This window comes from Lentzea terrae, assembly GCF_003265345.1.
Taxonomy (GTDB): domain Bacteria; phylum Actinomycetota; class Actinomycetes; order Mycobacteriales; family Pseudonocardiaceae; genus Lentzea; species Lentzea terrae.
In genome coordinates, this window is record NZ_QFWW01000047.1 from 1 (window position 1) to 1,135 (window position 1,135).

General features: G+C 64.5%; 1 protein-coding gene. It reads right to left on the minus strand.

What is annotated here, in order from left to right:
• The gene (locus DI276_RS47640) at nt 1–1,098 is read right to left on the minus strand and encodes an IS630 family transposase (RefSeq protein ID WP_408610651.1); all 1,098 of its coding nucleotides are present in this window, start codon (nt 1,096–1,098) and stop codon (nt 1–3) included.
• Between the last annotated feature and the right edge of the window lie 37 nt (nt 1,099–1,135).

Here is a 1,135-nt window from a genome sequence, read left to right on the forward strand (position 1 = left end):
CTAGTGTCCTGAGTCGTTAATTCGCTGACAGTATGCGGCGAGGGACTCGAGGATCTGGTCCGCGGTGCGGGTCCAGACGTAAGGCTTGGGGTTGGTGTTCCACTGCTCGATCCAGCCGCGGATGTCTTTCTCCAGGGCGGTGACCGAGCGGTGGACGCCCCGCCGCAGCAGTTTCACGGTGATCTCGGCGAAGAACCGCTCGACCAGGTTGAGCCAGCTGGAACTGGTCGGGGTGAAGTGCAACTGGAAGCGCGGATGCTTGAGCAGCCACGTCTTCACCGCCGGTGTCTTGTGTGTGGCGAGGTTGTCCAGCACGACATGCACGTCCAAGCCGGCAGGGACGTTCGTGTCGATGGTGCGCAGGAACGCCAGGAACTCCTGGTGCCGATGGCGGCGTTTCACCGCGCTGATCACCTGGCCAGTGGCGATCTCCAGTGCGGCGAACAGGCTAGTGGTGCCGTGCCGGATGTAGTCGAAGCTCTGTCGCTCAGGCACTCCGGGCAGCATCGGCAGCACCGGCGCCGAGCGGTCCAGGGCCTGGATTCCGGTCTTCTCGTCCACGCACAGCACCACCGCTTTCGCGGGCGGGTCGAGATAGAGACCAACGACGTCGCGGACCTTGTCCACGAACAACGGATCCTTGCTGATCTTGAACGTGTCTACGCGGTGTGGTTTGAGACCGAACGCCCGCCAGATTCGTGACACCGCGGACTGCGTCATCCCGGTCTGTGTGGCCAAGGATCTGGTCGACCAGTGCGTCGCGTTGACGGGCTTGGTCTCCAGCGTGGTGACCACGACCTGCTCGACCTGTTCATCGGTGATCGTGCGCGGCCGGCCCGGCCGAGGCTCGTCCGACAACCCATCGAGCCGGTCGCGCAGGAACCGGGCCCGCCAGGTCGCCACCGTGTGGCGACCGAGGTTCATCCGTTGCGCCACAACAGTGTTCGACTCGCCGGAATCGGCACACGTCAGCACGATCCGCGCTCGCAACGCCAATGCCTGCGCGGTCGTGCGGCGACGCGTCCAGCCCTCCAAGGCTCGGCGTTCGTCATCGGACAGGGCCAGCGGCACGAGTTTCGGGTTCGGCACCAGCACAATCTAGTGCTGGCGCCGAATTAACGACTCAGGACACTAG